Raw genomic sequence first — 19,784 nt, 5'->3', positions numbered from 1 at the left:
CTCGCCCGAAGCCCGGAAAACCGAGGCAGGAGGAGAGGCATGAGCGCAACCGTCATCGTTACCGGAGCCGCCGGCGGCATGGGCATTCCCACCGCGAAGCGCTTTGCCGCGCAGGGCCGCCCGCTGCTGCTGTGCGACGTCAGCGCCGAAAAGCTGGAGGCCTTCGCGGCGGAACTGCGCGCCGATGGAGCGCAAGTGGCCACGCTGGCGGGCGACATTTCCGCCCCCTCGTTCCCGCAGGACCTGATCGCCGCGCTGGGCGATGCGCCGCTCCATGCACTGGTGCACACGGCGGGGCTCTCGCCGACGATGGCTGATCCGCTGCGCATCCTTGAGGTCAACTATTTCGCCACCGAGCGGCTGGTCGCCGCGCTACTGCCCCGCTTCGAGGAAGGCGGCTGCGCGGTGCTGATCTCGTCGATGTCAGGATACCTGCTGACCGACCCGGCGATGGTCGCCGCCGTGCGTGACATGGTGGCTGGCAAGGGCCATGCCGATGTGGAGCGCTTCGCCGTCAATCCGGGCATGGGCTACACCCTTTCCAAGCGCGCGGTGATCGCGCTGGTCGGCCGCGAGGCGGCAGCCTATGGCGCGCGCGGCCTGCGCATCTGCTCGATCGCGCCAGGCTTCATCGACACCCCGATGAGCCGCGCCGAGCAGCAGGAAAGCGAACAGATGCGCCAGATGATCGGGATGACCCCGGCCGGCCGCCTGGGCCATGGCGACGAGATCGCCTCGGTGGCGGAATTCCTCTGCTCGCCCGGCGCTTCCTATGTCAGCGGGTGCGACATTCCGGTGGACGGCGGGATTCTGGGGCGCTTGGGGTTTTGAACCAGGCCCGGAGAGAGCAACTCTCTCTCCGGCCAAATCTCCCCTCTCCCAAGACACTCCGTCGCCCCCGCGCAGGCGGGGGCCCCGCTTTTCTTTGCAATGTCCGCGCATGGATTAAGGAAGCGGGATCCCCGCCTTCGCGGGGATGACGAGGTTTATGGGGGCAGGTCGTGTTCGGATCGCCCCTTAGTAGGGTTGGCGCTGAGCTCAGCCGCTTCTAGCCTGCCCGCTCGGCCCCTAACCCCTTCAAATCGCTCTCGCACTCCACCACCGTGGCGATCCGGAACGAGGTGCGATCGAACAGGTTGGCCTCATCCGCCACGATTTCCTCGGGCATCAGGCTGGTGGTCATGTAGCGCAAAGTGCCGCGAAAGGTCGCTTCATCCGCGAACCAGAGTTCGGTGATCACGTCCGGCCCATCGGTGAACGCCCCCGTCTCGGGATGGACCTGTGGTTCCAGATAGCGCCGCACATAGCGCGACAGCCCCTGCGAATAGCGTTCCGCCAGAGGCGCATGGCGGGTTTCGTAGTAGTCGCGAAACTGTTCCGGCGTCAGGTCGGGCCGACGCTTCATGAACAGCAGAATCTTGAACACCGTACCCGCCATGCCTTCTCTCCCGGTTGAGGGCAGCGGTAACACCCCGCTGCTGCCCGCCCCAACCGCCGGAGCGATGGCGATTACTCGTCGCGCGAATCGATGTACTTGGCTTCGAGGAAGCGGCCGCGCGTGGCCAGCGCGTCCAGATCGTTGCGCGAAAGGTCCAGGCTCATCGCCTCGATCTGTCCCGCGATCACGTCCAGCCCTTCAAGCAGCTGCTCGGACGGCGTGGTGCCGCCGGCATGGGGCTTGTTGCGCAGTTCCGCCGGGATGCGCGTGTAGCTGTCCACCAGCGAGGGCAGATGTTCGGACAGCAGCTTGCGCACCTCATGCGCGGCGGGGCCGTTTTCCGGCAGCGAGGCCAGCTGCGGGGCGATCTGTTCCAGGCGCACGCCGATCATGTCCACCGCGTCCACGGCTGCGCTGGGCAGTGCGCGGCGGCGGCTTTCCAGCCAGATCTCGGTCGATCCGGCCAGTTCCGGCAGCGTGGCGCTGCCCAGATCGCCGGCGTTGAGGCGCGGGCTCGACGGGTAGATCGACAGCACGCAGAACACCGCGAAGGCCAGCAGCGTGGTCAGCACCGTGGTCGCAAACGATAGCCCGCCCAGGATCAGCCCGGCGGTCAGCGCCACGATGAAGATGCCCGCCACGGCCAGGAATGCCCGGCGCAGGCGGCGCCAGCGGAACGCCCAGCGTTCGCGGCGCGCGGTGTAGAGCCGCGCGGCACGCTGGCGGCGGGCGGCGCGGATGATCTCCTGATTGACGGTGCTGCGCGTCGATACCGCGCGCGAGGTGGGGCCTTTCATGATCGGGTCCGACATGGCTCTAGTCTATCAGGCTCAGTCCAGCGCCTCCAGCAGCGCCTTGGCGGCCTTGCCGTCCCCCAGCGCCGCGCCCTCGGCCTGCCCTTGCGCGCGGGCGATATAGGCCTTGGACTTGGTGACCTCTCCCTCCAGCGACTGCACCGTCTGCTTCATCGAATCGAGCGCCTGCATCTTGAAGGTGTCGATCGAATCCATCGTGTCGTAGATGTTCTGGAACGCGCGGCTGAGCGTTTCCAAGGGAATCGTGGAGTTCGCCGCCTGCTGGTGGATGCGCGCGGTGTTGTCCTTCAGCATCTGGCCGGTGCCGTCGATGATCTTCGCCGTGGTGGTGTTGAGCGCGGTGATCTGGTCCAGCACCAGCTTCTGGTTGGCCATCGCCTGCGCCACCGTGACCGCGGTACGCAGCGCGCCCACCGTGGTGGTGGAAGCGCGATCGACGCCCTTGATCAGTTCGACGTTGTTCTTCTTCACCAGATCGAGCGCGAGATAGCCCTGCACCGAAACTGCCATCTGCGTCAGCAGGTCCTGCGTGCGCTGGCGCACGTAGAACAGCGCCGATTCGCGCAGGGCCTTGGCCTTGGCGGGGTCGGTATGGTCAAGATCGTTGGCCTTCTGCTCCAGCGTCTCGTCCAGCGCCTTCGACATGAAGATCATCTGTTCAAGTTTGCCCATCGCCGCCCAGAGGTTCTGGCGCTCCACATCGATGGCGGCATTGTCCATCAGCAGTTCGTCCTTGCCGCCCTGCAGCCGGGCCAGGATCGCGCTGATGTGGCCCTGCGCGCTTGAATAGCTGTCGAAGTAGTTGCGCAGCTTGTTGCCCATCGGGATGATCCCGAAGATCTTGCGGCGCGAAAGCAGGTCGCCCTTGGTCGAGGGATCAAGGTCTTCCACCGTGCGGCGCAGTTCGGCAAGGTCGGCACCGACGCCGGCATCCTTGTCCATCGCGCGCACCGGCCGATCGAGAAAGCGGTTGGACTGGCCCGAAGCCTCGGCAATTTCCTTGCGGCCCATGTTGGTGATCTGGTCGACGCGGCGGCCGAATTCGGGCGAGTTGGAATCCTGCGAGACCAGATCGTTCACGAATTCATCGACGCGGACCTGCAGCTTGGACCGCTGCTCGTCCCCCACCGGCACGAGGCCGGCGGCCTTTTCAGGCTGCACCACCGGCACCGGATCGGGAGGCGTCAGCTTCAGTTCGCCCGCCCCAACGGCATTCGCCGCCTGATCCGTCGTGGTAGCCATCTAAGAAAATCCCCGTCCTGCAAGAAATGTAGTCGTCCGGCACGAATCTAGGTCGGGCCGGAAAAACTACAAGCAAAACAGGAAACGACCGCCCTACGGTTCGACGAGCGGCGTGGCCCCTTCGTCGGAAGGCTGGGTATCGCCGATCACCAACATGGCATCGTCGCGCGCCACGACGCAAAGCGAAAGCCCCGCCGCCCGGGCGCGGCGCACGGCAAGGTCGGTGGGGGCGGAAATCGTCACCAGCAGCGGAATCCCCGCGCGCACGGTCTTCTCGACCAGTTCGTAGGAACAGCGCGAGGTCATGACGACGAAGCCCTGCGCCGGATCGATGCCGCCACGGACCAGCGCGCCCACCAGCTTGTCGAGCGCGTTGTGGCGGCCCACGTCCTCGCGGATCGCCAGCAAGTCGCCTTCCTCGCTGCAGAACGCGGCCGCGTGGGTGGCGCGGGTTTCACGGCCCAATCGCTGCATGGCATCCAGCGCATCGAGGCCGCGCCGGATCGCCTCGGGCCCGGCCGCGCTTCGGCGCGAGAGCGGTGGCAGCGGGCGCAAGGCGGCCTCCACCCCCTCGATCCCGCAGATTCCGCAGGAACTGTCTCCCGTGCGCCGGCGCGCGCGTTCGACGATCAGCGAAAGGCGTTCGGGCGGCAGGTTCACGCGGGCGACGCAGCCCGTTCCCCATTCGCCGTTCTCGACCCAATGGACCGCCACTTCGCCGATCTCGCCCCCCCCTGCCAGCCCTTCCGCCAGCAGGAAACCGGTGACGAAATCCTCGATCTCGATGGGGGTGCCCATCATCACGGCATAGGCGATGCCGTTGGTCTCGATGGCGATCGGAGCTTCGACCGGGATGACGAAGCGTTCGGTGTCTTCGGTCCCGATGCGATAGCTGTTGCGGCGGAGCCGGATGGTCTGTGCACCGTCCATGACGGCGATCCTGCAATCAGCGCGCGGGGTAGCGCAGGCGGCCCATCAGCCGGACCAGGCTGATCCGCTCTTCCCGCGGGCGGAAAAGCTGGGCCTTGGTCTTCTCGAACCGCATGATCCCTTCGATCCGGCGGTCCAGGAAGGCGCGGGTCTCGGCCTTGGGGCCGGTCGCATCCTCGCTGGTATCGGCGGCGAAGACCTTCAGCGTGGCGGCATAGATCGCGCCCAGCGTCGCACGCTTGGTATAATGGTTGTAATCGGTGGCCGTATCGCCGGCCAGCCGCCACATCGCATCGGCGCTGCGCCAGCCAAGCCGGGTGGCAGCCAGCACGTTGCGCGGCATCGCCATCACCGCCAGCGCGCGGCTCAGCGCTTCCTCCCGCCCGGCCACGGCATCCAGCCGGGCCATGACAAGCCGGCGAATCCGCTCCCGGATCGGCAGGCCGACCAGCGAGGCGGCCGGGGTGGTGCGCGCCATTTCGGCATCGACATGGGCGATCCACGCCTCGATCATCGCCATCTGGGCGCCGTGCGCGGAATCGGCGCGGAAGGCATAGCTGGCAAGCTCCGGGTCGACGCCGGCAAGGCGCGCGGCTTCCGCCACGGCCTTGGGGCTCCACCCGTCGAACGTGGCCGCCTCCGCGATGGCGGGGGCAAGCTGGCGACGCAGCGCTTCCAACGTCTGGGGCTCTTCCATCTCTGATACCTTCCGCAGCTGCCGCTGTCTTACATTACCGGCCCGTAGACGGCCTTGGCCTTGCCGCCCTTCACGCCGTAGGTCTCCACGGTCTGCGCCAATTGGCTGCCCTTGCCGCCTTCGGTATTGGCATAGTCACGCGCGCTGCGGCCGGAATTGTCCGCGCGGTCGGCATTGGCGCCTGCCTGAAGCAGCGCCTTTACCATGTCCACGTCCTTGCGGTGGACGGCGAAGATCAGCGGGGTTTCGCCGGCATCGTTGGAAACGTCGGTATTGGCCTTGGCGTCCAGCAGGATCAGCAGGCCATCGCGCCAGCCCAGGCTGACCGCCATCTGCAGCGGCGTGCGGCCGTGATCGTCGGCCAGATTGACGTTGGCGCCCTTGCCGATCAGGAAGTTCAGCCAGGTGGCATCGCGACGCTGGGTGACGATCATCAGCGCGGTCTCACCCGTCGTCACATCCTTCGCGTTGACGATCTGGCTGTTGTCCATCAACGCCTTCTCGACCTTGTCGCCTTCCTTCTTCTTGACCGATTCGAGGAACTTGTAGCCTTCGGAATAGTCGGCATAGGCGGGCGACGCGATCGTCATGCCGGCCGCCAGTGCGGCCAGACCCGACGCGAGGATCCGGCGCGAAAACCTGCTGGCGTTCCCGGAGATCGTCTTCGACACGTTTGAATTTCCTTCCAGACGCTGATCGTCATTACTGGGCCTTCGGCGCCATCCGGGCGGCCCGTCCGTCTCCGACGCCTGCCCCGATGCGCCGTGTAAATCGCACCCTTGCACGCGCGGCTCTAGCAGAGCATGAAGCGCGGCGCCATGACCTACCTTGCCAAGTTCCGCCGCCCGTTTGCACTCGCCGCAATTGCGCTGGCCTGCTCGATCCCGCTCGCCTCCTGCGGCAAGTCCGGCGGAGAGGCGCCGCCGCTGGAAGGGGCGGAGATCGGCGGGCCCTTCACCCTGGTGGACAAGGCCGGAAAGCCGCACACCTGGGATTCGTTCAAGGGCCAGTGGCGCATCGTCTACTTCGGCTACACTTTCTGTCCCGATGCCTGCCCGATGGACGTTCAGGCGATGATGCGCGGCTTCTCGCTGTTCGAGAAGGAGCACACCAAGGCGGCCGAAAAGGTGCAGCCGATCTTCATCACCATCGACCCCGCGCGTGACACGCCGGAAATCGTCGGCCAGTGGACCGCCGCCTTCGGCCCGCGCCTGCTGGGCCTGACCGGCAGCGCCGCGCAGGTGAAGCAGGCCGCCGATGCCTTCGCGGTCTATTACAAGAAGGGTGAGGCGACGCCCGGCGGCTATCTGATGGATCACAGCCGCATCGCCTTCCTGATGGACCCGGATGGGGAGCCGATCGCGATGCTTCCGGTGGACAAGGGGCCGGAGGCGGTGGCCGCAGAACTCGCCAAATGGGTGAGCTGAGCGTAGAATCGATACCCTGATGTCCAAAGAACGGCCCTTCTGGGAGCGGCCGCTCCACACCCTGAACCGTACGGAGTGGGAAGCCCTCTGCGACGGTTGCGGTCAGTGCTGCCTGCACAAGGTGGAAGATGCCGACACCGGCGAGATCTACCACACCAATGTCGCCTGCAAGCTGCTGAACCTGAAGACGGCGCAGTGCAGCGACTATCCCAACCGCCGCAAGTTCGTGCCCGATTGCCTGAAGCTGACGCCGGAAACGGCCGGCAACCTTTCGTGGCTGCCACCCAGCTGCGCCTATCGCCTGCGCGCGGACGGCGATCCGCTGCCCGAATGGCACTATTTGATCTCCGGCGATCGCAATGCCGTGCATGAGGCGGGCATGTCCGTCGCCGGCAAGGCGATCAGCGAGACGGTGGCCGGACCGCTCGAAAACCATATCGTCTGGCCTTATGGCGAGGATGAGATGGAGGATTGGGAGATCGAGGCCGAAGGGCCCGCCCCCTGGGACCGGGAGAGCGAATAGGCGTGCTGGACTGGCTGCGCCGCGCTCCCGATGAAGACCCGGTTGTGGAAATCGCCGGGCGGCAAGTGCCCGTGATGATCCGCCGCCTGGCCCATGCCCGGCGCATGACGATGCGGCTGGCGCCGGACGGCAGCGAGATCCGCATCTCTGTCCCGCGCTGGACACGGACCGAGGACGCCCTTGCCTTCGCGCGCGCCAAGCAATCATGGCTGGCGATCCAGATCGAGGCGCTGCCCGCCGCGCAGCCGCTGGCGGACGGCATGACGCTGGCCTTCCGGGGCGAAACGCTGGTGGTGCGGCATGACGCCTCCTACCCGCGCAAGCCGGTGCCGGACGATGGCGAACTGCTGCTGGGCGGCCCCGAATCCTCGCTGCCTACGCGATTGAAGCGCTGGCTGGAGACCGAGGCACGCACGTTGCTGACGGACGATCTGGAACATTACTGCGCCGTGGCGGGACAAGCGGTGCCGGGGTTAGGCCTGTCGAGTGCCAATCGGCGCTGGGGCTCCTGCGCGGCAGACGGTTCGATCCGCATCAACTGGCGGCTGATCATGGCCCCCGATTCGGTGCGACGATCGGTGGTGGCACATGAAGTGGCACACCTCGTCCACTTCGATCACTCGCCCGCGTTTCACGCCTTTCTGGCGAAAATCTTCGAAGGCAGCGTGCCTTCCGCCAACCGCTGGCTGAAAGAGAACGGTCGAAGCCTCTACGTACCGTTCGGGTAGCGATTTGTTTGATGCGCCCGTCACATCCGTGACTGGCTTGCGGCACCAGCCCGCTCAGGTCCCGAAGAACACGAAAAGGTCCGGGGGATCTTTTCGCTGAGGGGGCCGACCTCCCACGAGTGTATCCTGACGGGTGGTCGCGTGGGGGAGCGGGCCGGCGCCGCTAAAATCCGTCCGTGGCGGATTTTCAAACACACCATTAACGCCTACATAGCGCGGCATGGGTCTACTAAAGCGCACCGGTTACTGGAAAGACGTCAATCCCGTCGGCATGATCGCGGATTTCCGCGCGGTGTGGAAGCAGGCCGGGCACAACCGCTGGCGCATCGCCGCGGTTTCGGCCGCCTGTACATTCGGCGTGTTCTACCTGATGGTAAATCAGGAGGCCAAGGGCCCGCATCTGCCACCCAAGGTGACGTGGATCACCGTGCTGCCCGAACACCGCAGCGATCAGGAGATCATGGACTCCAACCTTGCGAACCAGCAGCGCAAGGAAGCCTGGGCCGCCGAACTCGCCCGCCGCGACAAGGACGTGCGCGAGATGTACAAGGTGATCGGCCGCTATTCCGGCATGGACGTGGACAAGATCGCGCGTGAGGCAGAGGCCGACGAAGCCGCCCGCAAGGCCGCCGAGGCCAAGCGCATCGGCGCGCCGAAGCTGCCCGAAGGCGTGACGATGCCGAAGTATGACGAGCAGGCCGCCTCCGCCAAGGCTTCCCCGCAAGCTCAGGCCCAACAGCAACAGTGAGCGACGCCCGCTGGCTGGCAGCAGCGGCGGCGCTGGCCGCGCGGGCACGTCCGCTTAGCCGCCCGAATCCCGGCGTCGGCGCTATTCTGGTGAAGCACGGCAAAGTGATCGCACGCGGCTGGACCCGGCCCGGCGGCCGCCCCCATGCCGAAGCCGTGGCGCTGGCGCTGGCGGGCGAAGCGGCGCGCGGGGCCACGCTCTACGTCACGCTGGAACCCTGCGCACACCGATCGCAGCGCGGCCCGGCCTGTGCCGATCTGGTCAGCGCGTCGGGCGTCGAACGCGTGGTGATCGGCTGCATGGACCCCGATCCGCGCACCTCCGGAGCCGGCCTTACCCGCGTCCGCGAAGCCGGGATTGCGGCGGAATACCTGCCCTCCCCCGCCTGCGCGCGCAGCCTTTCCGGCTACCTGATCTCCAAGCGCCTCGGCCGTCCCGAAGTGACGCTGAAGCTGGCGCTCTCGCTCGACGGCTGCATGGCCATGGCGAACGGCGAAAGCCAGTGGATCACCGGTGCCGAAGCCCGCGCCCATACCCATGCCATGCGGGCGAAAGCGGACGCCATTCTTGTGGGCGGCGGCACCTTGCGCGCGGACAATCCGCGCCTCGACGTGCGCCTGCCGGGCCTTGCCGAGCGCAGCCCGGACCGCTGGGTGCTGACGCGCGGCGAAGCGCCCGAGGGCTGGCGCGCGCTCCCCTCGCCCCAGGCCATCGCCACGATGGAGGGCGTGCAACACCTCTTCGTCGAAGGCGGCGCAGTCACGGCAACGGCTTTCCTTGCCGCCGGGCTGGTCGATCGCCTCCTGCTCTATCGCGCGCCGATCCTGGTCGGCGGTCGCCCCGCCTTGGGCGATTACGGGCTTGCCCGCCTTGCCGACGCTCACGGCCGCTGGTCGCTGACCGAACGGCGCCAGCTTGGCAGCGACACGCTCGAAGTCTACGAGGCCCCAAATTCCAACGGGAAATAAGCCATGTTCACCGGAATAGTCACCGCCGTCGGCGAAATCCGCGAAGCGCGCCAGTCGGGCGACCTGCGTGCCGTCATCACCTGCCCCTGGGACCCGACCGGGATCGCCATGGGCGCCTCGATCGCGTGTTCGGGCGTGTGCCTTACCGTCGTCGACAAGGGCGGCGTGCCGGGCGACGCGTGGTTCGCGGTGCAGATTTCGGCCGAATCGGTCTCCCGCACCGTCGCCGGCCGCTGGGCCGAAGGGACGCCGCTCAATCTGGAGCAGGCGCTGAAGCTGGGCGACGAACTGGGCGGGCACATCGTCACCGGCCATGTCGACGGCGTCGGCACCGTGGTCAGCGTGACCCCCGAAGGCGATTCGCTGCGCTTCGTGATCGCCGCCCCGGCGGAACTGGCGCCCTATCTCGCGCCCAAGGGCTCGATCACCATGGACGGCGTTTCGCTGACCGTGAACGACGTGGCGGACCAGAGCGACGGCACTTGCCACTTCATGCTCAACATCATCCCGCACACCGCCGAAGTGACGACCATCGGCGCGCTGAAGGCCGGCGACGGGGTGAATCTGGAGATCGATGTGCTGGCACGCTATCTGCAACGGATGCAGTCGCTGCGCGGTTGATCGGGTTCGCGCGGACGGTGGAGGAGCAGCGCTCGACCGCACCGATGCGCTCAAACCGCCACTATCCTTGCACCATCAACCTCGTCGCCCCCGCGAAGGCGGGGGCCCCGCTTCCTTCTGCCACGCCCGCCAAGATAAGCGGGATCCCCGCCTTCGCGGGGATGACGGAGTTTTAGGGTGCGGGCCGCGTTGTGAGTGCTGCCGAGGCGGAAGACGCGACTTCTCTGCGCCTCCGCGTGAACTAAGCCGCCAAAGGCCCCGTCGCGAAACTCTCGCTCGTAATCTCGAACAGCACATGCGGCACGATCACGCCGCACATTTCCCGCTGGAAGGTGCGATCGGTCAAACGCCCGCCGATATGCCCCATGGCTTTGCGGGAAATCACATTATCCGCGCCAACCATGAAGACCACGCGATCGAAATGCGCAAGCGCGTGGGCCAGCATCAGGCGCTTCATCTCGGCGTTGAAGCCGCCACCCCAATAGCTGCGGGCAAGGAAAGTCCAGCCGATCTCGATCTCGTCGCCCTCAAGCGGGCCATAGCGGCTGGAGCCGATCACGGCCCCGCTCTGCTTGTCGACGATGGCGAATGCACCGCCGCCCGCGATGGCGTCGGCGAAGAAGCGGCGGAACACCGGTTCCTGCCAGCGATCGTGGGCGGGATGAACCGCCCAGATCTCACGGTCCGAAGCGACCGCGAAAAGCGCGTCCCAATCGTCTGCGCGAAGGGGACGGAGGACCAGCCGGTCCCCTTCGAGGACCGGCTGTCTGTTCATCGGCACTTGGCCACGGCTTAAGCCGTCACGTCCGCAACGGCGGCGATGAACTTGTCGATGTTGCCCATCGTCAGGCCCGCCACGTTGATGCGGCCAGACCCTGCCATGTAAACGCCGTGCTTGGTGCGCATGGCAAGGACCTGGTCCTTGTTCAGCGGCACGATCGAGAACAGGCCGTTCTGGCTGCCCATCGGCGTCAGGTCGGCCGAACCGGCAGTGCCGGCCTCGGCCAGCTTGGCGCGCACTTCGCGCATGCGGTCACGCATCTCGTCCAGTTCGGCCAGCCAGTCGGCGGTCAGCTTCTCGTCCTCAAGGACAAGGCGGACAGCGGCGCCGCCGTGGTCTGGCGGCTGCGACCAGTTGGCGCGGGCCAGGTTGTGGCCGTTCGACATGACCTTGGCGAGGTCGGCCGGATCGGCAACCATCGCATAGAGCGCGCCGACGCGGTCACGATAGAGGCCGAAGTTCTTGTCGCACGAATAGCAGATCAGCGCTTCCGGCACGGCAGCGAGCACGCGGCGCAGGCCATAGGCGTCTTCTTCCATGCCCTTGCCCAGGCCCTGATAGGCGAGGTCGAGGATGGGCAGGATCTTCGATGCGGCGATCAGGCCGGCAATCTCGTCCCACTCTGCATTGCTGTAATCGATGCCGGTGGGGTTGTGGCAGCAGCCGTGCAGCAGGATGGCGTCGCCTTCCCGGGCATTGGCGATGGCGCCGCGCAGCGCGTCCATGTCGGTGTTGCCCGAAGCGAGGGCGTGGTTGAATTCAACGACTTCAAGGCCGAGGTCGGCGCAGATCTGGGCGTGGTTGGGCCAGCTGGGGACGCCGACGATGATGCGGTGGTAACCCGCGCGCTTCACCATGGCGAGCGCGAGGCGCAGCGAACCGGTGCCGCCGGGGGTCTGCATGCCTTCGATGCGGCCGCCCATGCTGGGGTCGGCCTTGCCGAAGACGTAGGGCATCAGCGCTTCGACGAAGCCCATGTCGCCCTCTGGCCCGAGGTAGGCTTTCGAATCCTGCTCGGCGACGAGCTTGGCCTCTGCGGCCTTGATCGAGCGGAACACCGGAGTGTCGCCCTCACCGGTGCGGTACACGCCGACACCAAGGTCGATCTTGTCCGCGCGCGGATCGTCGTTGTGGAGCTTGATCAGCGCAAGAAGCGCGTCGGCGGGCTGTTGCTGAAGGTTCGTAAGCATGGCGGGCGGGCCTTACTCCGGGCTGCTTCGACGCGCAACCGGGATTGGCAGGGAATTGCGAGATGATGCGATCGCAGTGGCGAAGCCGTCACGAATTGCCTGCGATCGAGCAATTTTCTTGGCGCGCCAATGGCGTGCCTCGCCGACCCGAAAGCGCGTACAACCAAATCCCGTCATCCCCGCGCAGGCGGGGATCCCGCTTTTCTGGCGCCATGGTGAGAGGCTGAAGAAGAAAGCGGGGCCCCCGCCTGCGCGGGGGCGACGATGCTAAGAATCGGCGAGAAATCGCCACCATCGGACTTACGGACGAATCCGCTACTTCCTTAGAACGGCAGCCAGTTCTGCTTGTGCGAGAACTTCATGTAGCCGATGTTCGCGCCCAGGCGCAGGCCGGCACCGGCGCGGACCGGGATCAGCACCACGTTGCCACGGCGCAGATAGCTGACGGTGAAGCCACCCACGAGATAGGCCTGCCCCTCGCCCGCGCCGAAGCGGTGGTAAAGGTCTTCGCTGTCATAGAGGTTGTAGACCAGCACGAAGGCATTGCCCGCGTTGGCCCCGGCGTCGAAGCCCAGCGACGGGCCGGTCCAGTAGACCGGCTGTTCGCCCTCCACCTTGTGATAGAGCGTGCCCGAACCGTAACGCAGGCCCACGGCCAAGGCGCCGCCCGCCTCACGGCCGACGATATAGCCGTTGGGCTCTCCCTGCTTCTTCAGCAGATCCTCGATCAGCCCGGCAAGACCCTTGGCGCCCTTGCCGAACACGCCTTCGGCGGCGCCGATCAGGTCATCCTGGTGATAGGTGTCCGCACTGCTGGCCGGCGCCGGCGCAGTGACCGGTGCAGTGGCCGGCACAGCGGGCGCGGTGCGGCCCTGATCCACCGGCATGCCGTTGCCCTGCGGTTCCACCGGCGTCTGTTCGGGCACCTGCTGCGTCTGCGAATAGGTGGTCGGCGGCGTGCCGATGTCGGAATCGATCGCGGCGTCGGGATCGACCGTGGTCACTTGCGCCATGGCCGAGCCGAGCGGCGCGGCGAGCCCCGCCACCATCATGGCGATTCCCACGGCAACGCGCATCCGGCGTCCTTCTGCTGGCGTTTTGACTGGCATTTCCCTCGCTCCCCTGAATAGTGCGAACCCGGCACGCAGGCGCCGGGGGGCGGCGCATTGCGGCAGCTCACTAGAGAATCCACCCCGCCTGACCCTGCAATGAACGGGCGGCAGGGCGAGTCCAAATCACGGCAGACCGAATCGGCGCTCAAGCGCGCGGAAACAATCCGGCATCGCAAACAGTCCACAGGCATTTGGCCAAGCATTTCGGGAAATGCGCAAATACGGCGAAAGCCCCCCTTGCCCGACCGAAATCCCCTCGTTATAGGGCGCCTCCTAGCCGCATCACGGAGACGTGGGTGAGTGGCTGAAACCAGCGGTTTGCTAAACCGTCGTACCCTTAAGGGGGTACCGAGGGTTCGAATCCCTCCGTCTCCGCCATGCGGCATTCGGTTTCAGCCTTTTCCCTTTACACAGACAGAGCGAGACAACCCCTCCGGGGGAAAGCGACATTCTCGCCCGCGCAAGTGTGTTGCTGAACCGTTTCCGATAGTTTCGCATCAGCAATGCTTCGTTACAAATTGGTACGAAGCAAGACACGCGGCTCCCCCACATTCAGGCCCATCGCAAGTCTTTGGAGACCTGAAACGTGATCAAGTTCCCCGTTTTTGCCGCTATCGCCGCCCTCTCGCTCGCCCTGCCCGGCGCTGCCATCGCCAATGAGACCGTGGCCCATCTGAAGGGCAATCTTGCCGTTCCCGCTCCCAAGCCGCAGGCCGCCTCTTCGGCGCGCCCCGCCTGCCATCCGGAACCCAGCAAGGGCCGCGATTGCCGCCACCGCACCGCTCAGGCCAATGCCAAGGCTATCGGGGCCAATACTGGGGCAGCCGCGCTCGCCCAGACCGAGGCCGCCAGCCCCCAGGCAGGCGCACTGGCCGCCAACGAGCGCGCCCGGTGATTTCGCTCCGCGCAGGCATGACCGGCATTCTGGGCCTGCCCGCGCTGTTGCTTGCGGGTGAAGCGGCCGCGCGTGACGTCCCGACGCCGGATGCGCAGAACTTTGCCACGCAGGCTGCCGTCATCGACGATCCCACCCTGCCGCACGTGCTGGCCAGCACCCATCGGCCCGGCAAGCCCGGCCACGGCTGGGCGGCATCGCGCTCCGTGGAAGTCGGCCCGGCGCATCTGCGCGCCCATGTCGATCGCGAAAGCGGCGCGGTGCGTTGGCAGCTGTGGCAGGAAATGACGCACGCGGGCCTCGCCCGTTCGCTGACCGGCCTTGCCTTCGATGTGGACGGTGCGCCGGCCACGGCCCCGCTTGCCCATGTCGAGCGCCAGCCGGAGCACTGCCCCGCGCAGGACGCGCTGGTCACCGCCTGCACCACCCGCGTGCACTATGCCTTCGACGTCCCGACCGAGGCCGTCGCGCGCATGGCCGAAAGCGCGGCTCCGGTGTCGCTGGCCTTCAGCGACAGCATCGGCCGCACGTTCCACGCTTCCATCCACCCGGCCGAAGTTGCCGGCCTCTCCTCCGTGGTAGAGACGCTGCAACCCCGGCCCGCCTTGCTGGCAGATGGCGGGGAAACGGTTCGCTGACCGTTTCCCACGCCGTTCGATTTGCCAATCGTCGCCCCTCCCCCTACAGTCATCAGACGACGAGATCATGACCCAGAGTGTCGCCCCGATTTACCGCCACCTCGACGAAGCACCCATGTCCACCCCCACAATCCTGCTAGTCGAGGACGACGGTCCCTTGCGGACCCTGACCGCGCGCGCCTTGCGCCAGACCGGCTTCAACGTGCTCACCGCCGCCACCGGCGCGGAAATGTGGGTGACGCTGCGCGAAGGCCCCGTCAGCCTTGTGGTGCTGGACGTCATGCTGCCGGGCACCAGCGGCTTCGACCTGTTCCGCCGCCTGCGCCGCGAAAGCGATGTGCCGGTGATCTTCGTCAGCGCCCGCGGCAGTGAGGAAGACCGCGTGCTGGGCCTGGAACTGGGCGCGGACGATTACCTCGCCAAGCCGTTCAGCACCCGCGAACTGGCCGCGCGCGTCAGCGCGGTCCTGCGGCGCGGCGGCAACAATGCGGGGATGGACGCCCCGGCCGCCGATGGCGTGGCCGATGGCCGCATGCCCGAAGCGATCCATTTCGATGGCTGGACGCTCTCCATGGCGCGGCGCGAACTGCGCTCGCCCACCGGCGCGATGATCGACCTGACCGGCGCGGAGTTCGACCTGCTGGCCACCTTCCTGGCCTATCCCCAGCGCGTGCTGGGCCGTGAACGCCTGATCGAACTGTCCCGCGCGCGCCTGGGTGATAGCTCCGACCGCAGCGTGGACGTGCTGGTCAGCCGCCTGCGCCGCAAGCTGCAGGCCGATGGCGCCGAACCGCCGATCGTCACCGTGCGCGGCGTCGGCTACATGTTCAAGGCCGAGGTCACGCGCGCCTGATGAAGAAGCCCGAATCACGCCGTTTCGGGCGATTCGGGCTGGTCGAACGCCTGATCGCCGTATTGCTGCTGGTCGTCGCCGTCGATTTCATCGCCAATACCGTGCTGTTCGAACGGGCCAGCTCGTTCGAACTGCACCGCGACGACGCCGAACGCATTGCCGAAAACCTCGTCCTTGCCCGCCGCGCCATCGAACGCGCGCCGGGCAGCGAGCGCGCCCATGTGACGCAGGCACTGTCCACCAAGCGCTTCGTGCTGGAATGGTCCGCCCCGTCGCAGCGCCATCGCGGATCGCTGGGGCTGGCGAACTTGCGCGCGCAAGTCGTGGCGATCCAGCCGGAATTGGCCCATGCCGATCTGGAGCTGCACCTCGAATCGATCCCCGGCCGCGGCAATATCGGCGGATCGCTGCGGCTGAACGACGATAGCCTCGTCTCCTTCCGCACCCATGCCCGCGCCGCCTGGACGCTGACCGCCGGGCGCATGGCCAGCCTGCTGGTGCCGACGCTGCTGCTGATCTCGCTCGCCTGGCTGCTGCTGCGCGCCGCGCTCAATCCCCTGCGCTCGCTGGTGCGCGCCACCCGCCATCTCGGCGCCGGGCCGCCCAAGCTGGTGCCGGAACACGGGCCGGAGGAAATGCGCGAACTGATCCGCGCGATGAACGAGATGCAGGAACGCATCCACCAGTCCCTGCAGGACCGCACGCATACGATGCTGGCGATCGGGCACGACCTGAAGACGCCGCTCGCCCGGATGCGGCTGCGCCTAGACGACGGCGATGTCGATCCCGAAGTGCGCGAGGGGCTGGACCACGATATCGAGGAGATGCGCCTGCTGCTCGATTCGATTCAGGCCTATGTCGATACCGGCGGCACCAATATCCCGGCCGAGCGCATCGACCTTGCGGTGATGGCCGAAACGCTGGTCGACACCGCCGCCGATCGCGGCGCGGATGCAACCTATTCAGGCCTGCCCAGCCTGGAGATCATGGCCCGCCCGGTCTCGATCCGCCGCGCGTTGTCCAACCTGATCGAGAATGCGCTGCATTATGGCGGCAACGTGCGCGTCTCGCTGCGGCGCGACGGCGGCGCGGCGGAGATCACCGTGGAAGACGACGGCCCCGGCATTCCGGAGGACCGCATTCCCGACGCGCTGCAACCTTTCGTCCGCCTCGACACCGCGCGCGCGCGCGACACCGCCGGCATGGGCCTGGGCCTGCCGATCGTGCGCAAGGCCGTGCGGCTGGAAGGCGGCACGCTGGACTTGCGCAACCGGCCCGAGGGTGGATTGCGCGCCACGATCCGACTGCCGTTGGAAGCGGCATAGGTTGCCATTGTTGTCGACCTCGCCGTTCGCACAGCAATTCCCACACCGCAGTAAAAACCCCGTCGCCCCCGCGCAGGCGGGGGTCCCGCTTGTTCTTCCCCGCAACGCCCAACAGAAAAGCGGGGTCCCCGCCTGCGCGGGGACGACCAGGCCTCCAAGCAAAAATCACGTGGGGTAACACCCGCGATGCCCATTTCGCTGCGCGATTAGGCATCGCTCTCCTCTCGCGACAAACCCTGCCCTGCTGCAGCGCAGCAACATTTCCTGACAAACGCGCACGATGGCCGAAAACGACCATCCATACCTTTCCTACAAGCTTCGCGCGCGTCTCCACCCCCTTCGATGCGCGCGGGGCGCCCTGTCTGGAAAGGTAAAGAGAGTGAACGAACTGATCGGTCGCGTCTTCCACTTCGAGAAGACCATTTTCCCCGCGAGCAGCGAGCTGTTCGGCAAGCTGACCTCCGAAGGTCAGGAGCCCAAGGCCCTGATGATCTCCTGCGCCGATTCGCGAATCGTGCCCGAACAGATCATGCAGGCGCAGCCCGGCGACCTGTTCGTGTGCCGCAACGCCGGCAACATGGTGCCCCCCTATGCCACGCAGAACGGCGGCGTCACCTCCACGGTGGAATACGCCGTTGCGGCGCTGGGCGTGCGCGACATCATCGTCAGCGGCCATTCCGGCTGCGGCGCGATGAAGGCGCTGAGCGATCCCACCGGGCTGGAAACGATGCCCAACGTCGCCGCCTGGCTGAAGCATGGTGCCGCGGCAGAGCACATCGTCAGCACCTGCCACGGCCACCTCAGCGGTGAAGAGCGCGTGCGCGCGATCAGCCTTGAGAACATCATCGCCCAGATCGCCCACTTGCGCACGCACCCCGCCGTCGCGGCCGCCATTGCCCGTGGCGAAATGACGCTGCACGGCTGGTTCGTGGACATCCACGCCGGTCAGGTGCTGGGCCTTGACGGCGATACCGGCCAGTTCGTGCCGCTGCGCGAAGACAGCCCGCTGCCGGTCGCGCTGGCCGCCAAAACCCGTACCGCCACCGAATTCGCAGAGGCGGCAGAGTGAACTCCGCCACCCAGAGCAGGAGTGGGCTTTTCGCCCACTTCGGCCGGGATTTCACCGCGTCCATCGTGGTGTTCCTGGTCGCGATGCCGCTCTGCATGGGCATCGCCATCGCCAGCGGCGTGCCGCCTGAAAAGGGCCTCGTCACCGGCATCATCGGCGGCCTTGTCGTCGGCCTGCTGGCCGGATCGCCGCTTCAGGTCAGCGGCCCCGCCGCCGGCCTTGCCGTTATCGTCTTCGAATTCGTGCGCGAGCACGGCCTCGAAGCGCTTGGTCCCGTGCTGCTGCTGGCCGGCGTGCTGCAGATCGTTGCCGGCGTGCTGCGGCTGGGCGGCCTGTTCCGCGCGATCAGCCCGGCGGTGGTCCACGGCATGCTCGCCGGTATCGGCGCGCTGATCGTGATCGGCCAGTTCCACATCCTGTTCGACCAGAAGCCGATGTCGAGCGGGCTGGAAAACATCGCGATGATGCCTGCGCGCATCCTTGGCATCGATCCCACCAACGTCAGTTCCACCGAATTGGCGCTGATGCTGGGCCTGCTGACCATTGCCGTGATGATCGGCTGGGAAAAGCTGCGCCCGAAAAACCTGGGCCTCGTCCCCGGCGCGCTGCTGGGCGTGATGGCGGCCACGCTGGTCGCCTGGGGCCTTGGCCTCAACGTCGCGCGCATCGCCGTGCCCGAATCGATCGGCGCCGCCTTCGCGCTGCCGACCAGCGCGGCGTGGTTTGCCCCGCTCGCCCAGCCCGCGCTGATCGTGGCGGCGCTGGCCATCGCCTTCATCGCCAGTGCCGAAACGCTGCTTTCGGCCGCTGCGGTGGACCGGATGCACGATGGAGAGCGTACCAAGTACGACAAGGAACTGCGCGCACAGGGCATCGGCAACTTGCTCTGCGGTATTTTCGGCGCCCTGCCGATGACCGGCGTGATCGTGCGCAGTTCCGCCAACGTGCAGGCCGGCGCGAAGACCCGTATCTCGACGATCCTGCACGGCGTCTGGATTCTGGCCTTCGTCGCCCTGTTGCCCTGGCTGCTGCGCGAAGTGCCGATGGCGGCACTGGGCGGCGTGCTGGTGGTCACCGGCTGGAAGCTGGTGAACCTCAGCCACGTGCGTCACCTGTTCCACTCCTACGGCGCGTTCCCCGCCGTGATCTGGGCGGTGACTTTCGTGCTGGTGGTGACGACCGACCTGCTGACCGGCGTGCTGGCCGGCCTGGCCCTGACGCTGGTGGAACTGCTGCCCCATGCCAGGAACCTGCGCCTGAAAGTGCAGGAGCATGACAGCGACGAGCAGACCCGCCTGGAACTGGGCGGCGGCGCGACGTTCCTGGGCCTTACCCGCCTGAACAACGTGCTGGAGAAGATGCCGCACCACAAGCCGGTCCACCTCGACCTGCATCAGGTGAAGGTGATGGACCACACCACCGCGGAAACCATCCGCGAATGGCTGGGCCGCCGCCGCCAGAGCGGACAGGCCGATACCGTGACCGGGCCGGAGGACATTCTGCGCCCGCTGCCGATCGCGGCCTGACGACCTCTCGCCCGATGGCCTGACGGCCGGACGGCGAACCAGACAGACCGGTGGAGACCCTCACTCTCCACCTCTCCTTACCGGGCGGCCTTTCCCATTCGGGCCGCCCGGCTTTTTTGTGCCCTCTTTACCCGCCCCATCGCCTCCATCCCGGCAACACTTTGTCACGGAAGGGCAAGCGAGCGGACACCGCCCGTCGGTAAGCAGCAATTTCCGGCACGAAACGGGCCCGCCACGCATGCGCGGCCCGGCTGCCGG

General features: G+C 66.8%; 22 protein-coding genes and 1 tRNA gene. 14 read left to right on the top strand and 9 right to left on the bottom strand.

Going from position 1 to position 19,784, the window contains the following annotated elements:
- Positions 1 to 39 precede the first annotated feature (39 nt).
- Positions 40 to 831, top strand: coding sequence for an SDR family NAD(P)-dependent oxidoreductase (locus tag WBP06_RS01620; RefSeq protein WP_395331201.1), 792 nt, complete (start codon positions 40 to 42; stop codon positions 829 to 831).
- 217 nt (positions 832 to 1,048) lie between these two features.
- Here WBP06_RS01620 and WBP06_RS01615 read toward each other — a convergent pair whose 3' ends face one another.
- From WBP06_RS01615 to WBP06_RS01590, 6 genes are all read right to left on the bottom strand, one after another.
- Positions 1,049 to 1,438, bottom strand: coding sequence for an EthD domain-containing protein (locus WBP06_RS01615; RefSeq protein ID WP_395331198.1), 390 nt, complete (start codon positions 1,436 to 1,438; stop codon positions 1,049 to 1,051).
- A 71-nt stretch (positions 1,439 to 1,509) separates the two neighbouring features.
- Positions 1,510 to 2,235, bottom strand: coding sequence for a hypothetical protein (locus tag WBP06_RS01610; RefSeq protein WP_395331196.1), 726 nt, complete (start codon positions 2,233 to 2,235; stop codon positions 1,510 to 1,512).
- A 33-nt stretch (positions 2,236 to 2,268) separates the two neighbouring features.
- Positions 2,269 to 3,495 carry a toxic anion resistance protein gene (locus tag WBP06_RS01605; protein WP_395331194.1) on the bottom strand — a complete coding sequence of 409 codons (1,227 nt, stop codon included), beginning with the start codon at positions 3,493 to 3,495 and terminating at the stop codon, positions 2,269 to 2,271.
- 93 nt (positions 3,496 to 3,588) lie between these two features.
- Positions 3,589 to 4,425 (bottom strand): formate dehydrogenase accessory sulfurtransferase FdhD, encoded by an 837-nt coding sequence (gene fdhD / locus WBP06_RS01600; RefSeq protein ID WP_395331192.1) that lies wholly within the window; start codon positions 4,423 to 4,425, stop codon positions 3,589 to 3,591.
- A 16-nt stretch (positions 4,426 to 4,441) separates the two neighbouring features.
- A complete protein-coding gene (locus WBP06_RS01595) occupies positions 4,442 to 5,122 on the bottom strand; it encodes a COQ9 family protein (protein ID WP_395331190.1) in 681 nt (226 codons plus the stop codon).
- A gap of 29 nt (positions 5,123 to 5,151) precedes the next feature.
- Complete coding sequence (locus WBP06_RS01590) at positions 5,152 to 5,793, bottom strand: ankyrin repeat domain-containing protein (protein ID WP_395331188.1); 642 nt, start codon at positions 5,791 to 5,793, stop codon at positions 5,152 to 5,154.
- A 132-nt stretch (positions 5,794 to 5,925) separates the two neighbouring features.
- On the opposite strand from WBP06_RS01590, the gene WBP06_RS01585 reads away from it, so the two are divergent.
- The 6 genes from WBP06_RS01585 (at position 5,926) to WBP06_RS01560 (ending at position 10,137) form a co-directional block, all read left to right on the top strand.
- A complete protein-coding gene (locus WBP06_RS01585; RefSeq protein ID WP_395331186.1) occupies positions 5,926 to 6,549 on the top strand; it encodes an SCO family protein in 624 nt (207 codons plus the stop codon).
- Between the two features lie 19 nt (positions 6,550 to 6,568).
- Positions 6,569 to 7,072 (top strand): YcgN family cysteine cluster protein, encoded by a 504-nt coding sequence (locus WBP06_RS01580; protein WP_395331184.1) that lies wholly within the window; start codon positions 6,569 to 6,571, stop codon positions 7,070 to 7,072.
- A gap of 2 nt (positions 7,073 to 7,074) precedes the next feature.
- Positions 7,075 to 7,800: a M48 family metallopeptidase gene (locus WBP06_RS01575; protein ID WP_395331181.1), complete on the top strand. Its 726-nt coding sequence runs from the start codon at positions 7,075 to 7,077 to the stop codon at positions 7,798 to 7,800.
- A gap of 220 nt (positions 7,801 to 8,020) precedes the next feature.
- Positions 8,021 to 8,548: a hypothetical protein gene (locus WBP06_RS01570; protein ID WP_395331180.1), complete on the top strand. Its 528-nt coding sequence runs from the start codon at positions 8,021 to 8,023 to the stop codon at positions 8,546 to 8,548.
- Positions 8,545 to 9,516: a bifunctional diaminohydroxyphosphoribosylaminopyrimidine deaminase/5-amino-6-(5-phosphoribosylamino)uracil reductase RibD gene (gene ribD / locus WBP06_RS01565; RefSeq protein WP_395331178.1), complete on the top strand. Its 972-nt coding sequence runs from the start codon at positions 8,545 to 8,547 to the stop codon at positions 9,514 to 9,516. The genes WBP06_RS01570 and ribD overlap by 4 nt, the downstream gene beginning before the upstream one ends.
- Before the next feature lie 3 nt (positions 9,517 to 9,519).
- Positions 9,520 to 10,137 (top strand): riboflavin synthase, encoded by a 618-nt coding sequence (locus WBP06_RS01560; protein WP_395331176.1) that lies wholly within the window; start codon positions 9,520 to 9,522, stop codon positions 10,135 to 10,137.
- A gap of 241 nt (positions 10,138 to 10,378) precedes the next feature.
- On the opposite strand, the gene WBP06_RS01555 is transcribed toward WBP06_RS01560, so the two are convergent.
- The 3 genes from WBP06_RS01555 to WBP06_RS01545 form a co-directional block, all read right to left on the bottom strand.
- A complete protein-coding gene (locus WBP06_RS01555) occupies positions 10,379 to 10,912 on the bottom strand; it encodes a GNAT family N-acetyltransferase (RefSeq protein WP_395331174.1) in 534 nt (177 codons plus the stop codon).
- 17 nt (positions 10,913 to 10,929) lie between these two features.
- Positions 10,930 to 12,108, bottom strand: a complete 1,179-nt coding sequence (locus tag WBP06_RS01550) for an aromatic amino acid transaminase (protein ID WP_395331172.1) — start codon at positions 12,106 to 12,108, stop codon at positions 10,930 to 10,932.
- Positions 12,109 to 12,431: 323 nt separating this feature from the next.
- The gene (locus tag WBP06_RS01545) at positions 12,432 to 13,184 is read right to left on the bottom strand and encodes an EipA family protein (RefSeq protein ID WP_395331170.1); all 753 of its coding nucleotides are present in this window, start codon (positions 13,182 to 13,184) and stop codon (positions 12,432 to 12,434) included.
- Positions 13,185 to 13,506: 322 nt separating this feature from the next.
- On the opposite strand from WBP06_RS01545, the gene WBP06_RS01540 reads away from it, so the two are divergent.
- The 7 genes from WBP06_RS01540 to WBP06_RS01510 all read left to right on the top strand — a co-directional run bounded on the left by WBP06_RS01540 (position 13,507) and on the right by WBP06_RS01510 (position 19,526).
- Positions 13,507 to 13,598 (top strand) — tRNA-Ser (locus WBP06_RS01540).
- A gap of 208 nt (positions 13,599 to 13,806) precedes the next feature.
- Positions 13,807 to 14,115 carry a hypothetical protein gene (locus tag WBP06_RS01535; protein WP_395331168.1) on the top strand — a complete coding sequence of 103 codons (309 nt, stop codon included), beginning with the start codon at positions 13,807 to 13,809 and terminating at the stop codon, positions 14,113 to 14,115.
- On the top strand, positions 14,112 to 14,753 hold the full coding sequence (locus WBP06_RS01530; protein ID WP_395331166.1) for a hypothetical protein: 642 nt from the start codon (positions 14,112 to 14,114) through the stop codon (positions 14,751 to 14,753). The genes WBP06_RS01535 and WBP06_RS01530 overlap by 4 nt, the downstream gene beginning before the upstream one ends.
- A gap of 115 nt (positions 14,754 to 14,868) precedes the next feature.
- A complete protein-coding gene (locus WBP06_RS01525) occupies positions 14,869 to 15,606 on the top strand; it encodes a response regulator transcription factor (RefSeq protein WP_395331164.1) in 738 nt (245 codons plus the stop codon).
- Positions 15,606 to 16,931 carry an ATP-binding protein gene (locus tag WBP06_RS01520; RefSeq protein ID WP_395331161.1) on the top strand — a complete coding sequence of 442 codons (1,326 nt, stop codon included), beginning with the start codon at positions 15,606 to 15,608 and terminating at the stop codon, positions 16,929 to 16,931. Before WBP06_RS01525 ends, WBP06_RS01520 begins: the two co-directional genes overlap by 1 nt.
- 379 nt (positions 16,932 to 17,310) lie before the next feature.
- On the top strand, positions 17,311 to 18,000 hold the full coding sequence (locus tag WBP06_RS01515; protein WP_395331159.1) for a carbonic anhydrase: 690 nt from the start codon (positions 17,311 to 17,313) through the stop codon (positions 17,998 to 18,000).
- Positions 17,997 to 19,526 carry a SulP family inorganic anion transporter gene (locus tag WBP06_RS01510; RefSeq protein ID WP_395331156.1) on the top strand — a complete coding sequence of 510 codons (1,530 nt, stop codon included), beginning with the start codon at positions 17,997 to 17,999 and terminating at the stop codon, positions 19,524 to 19,526. Before WBP06_RS01515 ends, WBP06_RS01510 begins: the two co-directional genes overlap by 4 nt.
- Positions 19,527 to 19,784 lie beyond the last annotated feature (258 nt).

The organism is Novosphingobium mississippiense (assembly GCF_044029535.1).
Taxonomy (GTDB): Bacteria; Pseudomonadota; Alphaproteobacteria; order Sphingomonadales; family Sphingomonadaceae; genus Novosphingobium.
Note: the sequence above shows the minus strand (reverse complement) of the source record. Positions and strands in the feature narration are given on the sequence as shown.

Excerpts from the sequence above, each read along its gene's own strand:
- WBP06_RS01620 (WP_395331201.1), top strand. The coding sequence starts at position 40 with ATGAGCGCAACCGTCATCGTTACCGGAGCCGCCGGCGGCATGGGCATT.
- WBP06_RS01615 (WP_395331198.1), bottom strand. The coding sequence starts at position 1,438 with ATGGCGGGTACGGTGTTCAAGATTCTGCTGTTCATGAAGCGTCGGCCC.
- WBP06_RS01610 (WP_395331196.1), bottom strand. The coding sequence starts at position 2,235 with ATGAAAGGCCCCACCTCGCGCGCGGTATCGACGCGCAGCACCGTCAAT.
- WBP06_RS01605 (WP_395331194.1), bottom strand. The coding sequence starts at position 3,495 with ATGGCTACCACGACGGATCAGGCGGCGAATGCCGTTGGGGCGGGCGAA.
- fdhD (WP_395331192.1), bottom strand. The coding sequence starts at position 4,425 with ATGGACGGTGCACAGACCATCCGGCTCCGCCGCAACAGCTATCGCATC.
- WBP06_RS01595 (WP_395331190.1), bottom strand. The coding sequence starts at position 5,122 with ATGGAAGAGCCCCAGACGTTGGAAGCGCTGCGTCGCCAGCTTGCCCCC.
- WBP06_RS01585 (WP_395331186.1), top strand. The coding sequence starts at position 5,926 with ATGAAGCGCGGCGCCATGACCTACCTTGCCAAGTTCCGCCGCCCGTTT.
- WBP06_RS01580 (WP_395331184.1), top strand. The coding sequence starts at position 6,569 with ATGTCCAAAGAACGGCCCTTCTGGGAGCGGCCGCTCCACACCCTGAAC.
- WBP06_RS01570 (WP_395331180.1), top strand. The coding sequence starts at position 8,021 with ATGGGTCTACTAAAGCGCACCGGTTACTGGAAAGACGTCAATCCCGTC.
- WBP06_RS01560 (WP_395331176.1), top strand. The coding sequence starts at position 9,520 with ATGTTCACCGGAATAGTCACCGCCGTCGGCGAAATCCGCGAAGCGCGC.
- WBP06_RS01555 (WP_395331174.1), bottom strand. The coding sequence starts at position 10,912 with ATGAACAGACAGCCGGTCCTCGAAGGGGACCGGCTGGTCCTCCGTCCC.
- WBP06_RS01550 (WP_395331172.1), bottom strand. The coding sequence starts at position 12,108 with ATGCTTACGAACCTTCAGCAACAGCCCGCCGACGCGCTTCTTGCGCTG.
- WBP06_RS01545 (WP_395331170.1), bottom strand. The coding sequence starts at position 13,184 with ATGCGCGTTGCCGTGGGAATCGCCATGATGGTGGCGGGGCTCGCCGCG.
- WBP06_RS01525 (WP_395331164.1), top strand. The coding sequence starts at position 14,869 with ATGTCCACCCCCACAATCCTGCTAGTCGAGGACGACGGTCCCTTGCGG.
- WBP06_RS01520 (WP_395331161.1), top strand. The coding sequence starts at position 15,606 with ATGAAGAAGCCCGAATCACGCCGTTTCGGGCGATTCGGGCTGGTCGAA.